At 40.0% G+C, this 2779-nt stretch carries 4 protein-coding genes; 2 read left to right on the top strand and 2 right to left on the bottom strand.

Annotated elements, in window-relative coordinates; translation table 11 throughout:
- Positions 1 to 211: 211 nt before the first annotated feature.
- The gene (locus CXF78_RS19350) at positions 212 to 1006 is read right to left on the bottom strand and encodes a siderophore-interacting protein (protein ID WP_102037674.1); all 795 of its coding nucleotides are present in this window, start codon (positions 1004 to 1006) and stop codon (positions 212 to 214) included.
- A 197-nt stretch (positions 1007 to 1203) separates the two neighbouring features.
- On the opposite strand from CXF78_RS19350, the gene CXF78_RS19345 reads away from it, so the two are divergent.
- Positions 1204 to 1635, top strand: coding sequence for a MarR family winged helix-turn-helix transcriptional regulator (locus tag CXF78_RS19345; protein ID WP_011637845.1), 432 nt, complete (start codon positions 1204 to 1206; stop codon positions 1633 to 1635).
- Between the two features lie 59 nt (positions 1636 to 1694).
- Here CXF78_RS19345 and CXF78_RS19340 read toward each other — a convergent pair whose 3' ends face one another.
- On the bottom strand, positions 1695 to 2204 hold the full coding sequence (locus CXF78_RS19340) for a DUF2062 domain-containing protein (protein WP_011637844.1): 510 nt from the start codon (positions 2202 to 2204) through the stop codon (positions 1695 to 1697).
- 31 nt (positions 2205 to 2235) lie between these two features.
- Here CXF78_RS19340 and CXF78_RS19335 point away from each other — a divergent pair.
- On the top strand, positions 2236 to 2779 hold a 544-nt coding region (locus CXF78_RS19335; protein WP_145991571.1), incomplete at its 3' end, for a ComEC/Rec2 family competence protein.

Genomic DNA, 2779 nt, shown 5'->3' with positions numbered 1-2779 from the left:
CCGCTTGTAATCTACCGCGTCAAAAAAGTCCTTTGACCAGCTAATTGTGTTGCATTCATTGGTAATGGACATGCTATTGACTCAACCAGAAATAAGAAACAGCGCCTTTTTTAGCCACACATATGACAAGCTAAAATGACAAATAGTCGAAACTTGTGATTTTTACGACCCATCACTTAATCAGTTCTTTGCTTAACTAAACAAAAAGACACTACAACGGCTGCATCTGCTTTTGTTTACCAAACGTGTCAGCATCAGTATTTCGCTTCCAGTATCCCGTAGCACTGATTGAACTTAATGGTAATTGTTGTTGCTCAAGCAAGTATTGCTTTATTACTCTCACTTGGGTGGCCTCTAAGCCGACAAAAACTTGTGTCACAGCAGGTAAATCACCAAAGAGTTCAAGTTTATCTAATAACCAAGCTATCTGTTGTTCTGCAGTGATACTGTCATTTAGTACTAACCAATGGGTTTTCAATAATGGGTGTTGACTGAGCAGCGTTTGCTCTTGCTGGCTATTCATCAACATGATGATATGCCCTTTAGCGTTGGCGGGAAGCCGCTTTACCAATGCATCAACGGCATTGATAGACGTGGAGTCTCCAAATAGTAAGTAGTCATTGACATCGAATCGATTCATTTTTAATGGCCCAGGACCTGCAATTGCGACGGTATCGCCAACGTTAGCTAATTTTGCCCAATCGGTTGCTGGCCCCGTATGCTTATTTATCACAAAATCTAAGCTAAGTTGACCACGCACAGGATCAAACTCCCTGATGGTATATGAGCGCTTAATCGCAGTATTAGGACCGGTTAACGTCATATTTACGGTGGTTTCACCGGGTTGCGGTATTAATACTTTTACATAGGCCCCTTGTTGATCGGCAGGGAAATTAGCCAGTTGCTCGCCACTCAACACCAATCTACGTAAATAAGGGCTTATTTCAATAATGTCACTGATATAAGTTAATCGGGTTGGTGATTTTTTAGCTGATTGGTTATTCATAATAACTTGCCTGTCGTTTGGGTTAGCAAAGCGTTGGGGGTTAATCACTCGTTTGCTGCAACTGATAATTGCATTAACCTTGCTGTTAGTAGATAATGTCAACTATATTGATTTTTGTTGACAAAGTCAACTAGTTATTGGTTGTTGTAATTGAATTTGATGCTGCTGGGGTATTGAAATGATTTTGAGGATGTATTATGTCTGAAAATATAAAAGAGCCGTTGTTTAATTTATTACACAGTGTAAAGCGTTCATTGCGTCATGCTATTGATAGCGCTGAATTTGGGTTAACGCCATTACATTTACGGGTGTTAAAAATAATTGCTAACCAAGATAAACAAGTAACAGCGAATGATATAGTGCAAAAAACATTGATTGATAAGGCGCAACTTGCACGGTTGATTAAAGAATTAATTAACCTTAAGTATGCTGAAAAATCAGATAATCCTAGCGACAAACGCAGTTACTTTTTAGGCTTAAGCCCTGCGGGAATTAAGATTGTTACCAAATTATCTACCGCAGAGTCACGTGTGAATGAGTTAATGAAAAGTGGGTTAACAGACCAAGAAATTGCAGATTTTTCGCGTTTAGCAAAGCGGATGGCACAAAATTTAAATCAACATCTCTAACTTGTATTAAGGCCGCAGTAGCGGCCTTAATACAAGTACATTAATCAATCTATGAGGTGTTACTGGCCTTTACGTTTTTGCCATTTAAACAGAACTGAATAGCGCCACATGCTTTTAATGACAATAAACCCTACCAAAGCACTGATAATGGCTAGTGCTAGGCAACCAACAAGAAAAGGCGGGCCGATAGTTGATACTGAGGCTTCAATCCATGCCCAGCTGGCTTCAAACTGAAATGCTTGTGCTTTATGTCCTAGGATTTTAGTGCCTAACAAGTAGGCTCCATAAAACATAATTGGCATCGTCAGTGGATTTGTTATCCATACCAGCGCCACAGCAACTGGAAGGTTGACGTTAAACATAATGGCAAATCCTGCAGCAACAACCATTTGAAATGGCATGGGGAGCCAAGCCACAAATAGCCCAACAGCAAAGGCTCCTGGAGCTGATTTGCGATTCAATGCCCACAAATTAGGCTTGTGCAATAGTTTGCCAAACATCCGCAAATACTTATGTTCACGGAGTGTTTCTGGTTTTGGCATAAATCTTTGTATTAATTTTTTTGGCATATTTGTCGATTAATGTCTTAACTAATTCATTATGAATCGATTTATCTATGGCTTTTGCGCCTGTTCTTTATCAGCGATGTTATGGCCTTCGCTGGCACCAATATGGTGTTTGCCCATTCTATTCTTGGCTATGCTTCTTTGTCTTCGCAAAGGGCCGCTTATGGCCGGCTGTTTATTCGCCGTCATTTGGCTGAGCCTGTTATTTCATTGTCTATATATGCATCAATATGTTGAAAAGTCGCAACAAATCGAGTTTAAGGCGCAGATAGTATCACTAGTTAGCCAAAACCGCGACTGGATTAGTTTTGATGTGCGCGTTATAGCAAAACCCCATCAAGACGCATTTTTTGAGACGTTGGCGCTTAATAATGTGCAGCGATATTACCGATTAACATGGCAAAAGCCAGATAAAATTGTTGTTGGCCAAATATGGCAATTTAATGCAAAAGTTAAAGGGATCTCAAGCATCCAAAATCAAGGCGGTTTTAACCAGCAAAAGTATTTTATTAGCCAGCATATTGTCGCTAAAGGTCGTGTTAAGCAAGCAGAGTTGCTTAGTCACAGTAGCTCAATGC

This window comes from Shewanella sp. 11B5, from assembly GCF_002836795.1.
In the GTDB taxonomy this organism is placed as follows: domain Bacteria; phylum Pseudomonadota; class Gammaproteobacteria; order Enterobacterales; family Shewanellaceae; genus Shewanella; species Shewanella frigidimarina.
Note: the sequence above shows the minus strand (reverse complement) of the source record. Positions and strands in the feature narration are given on the sequence as shown.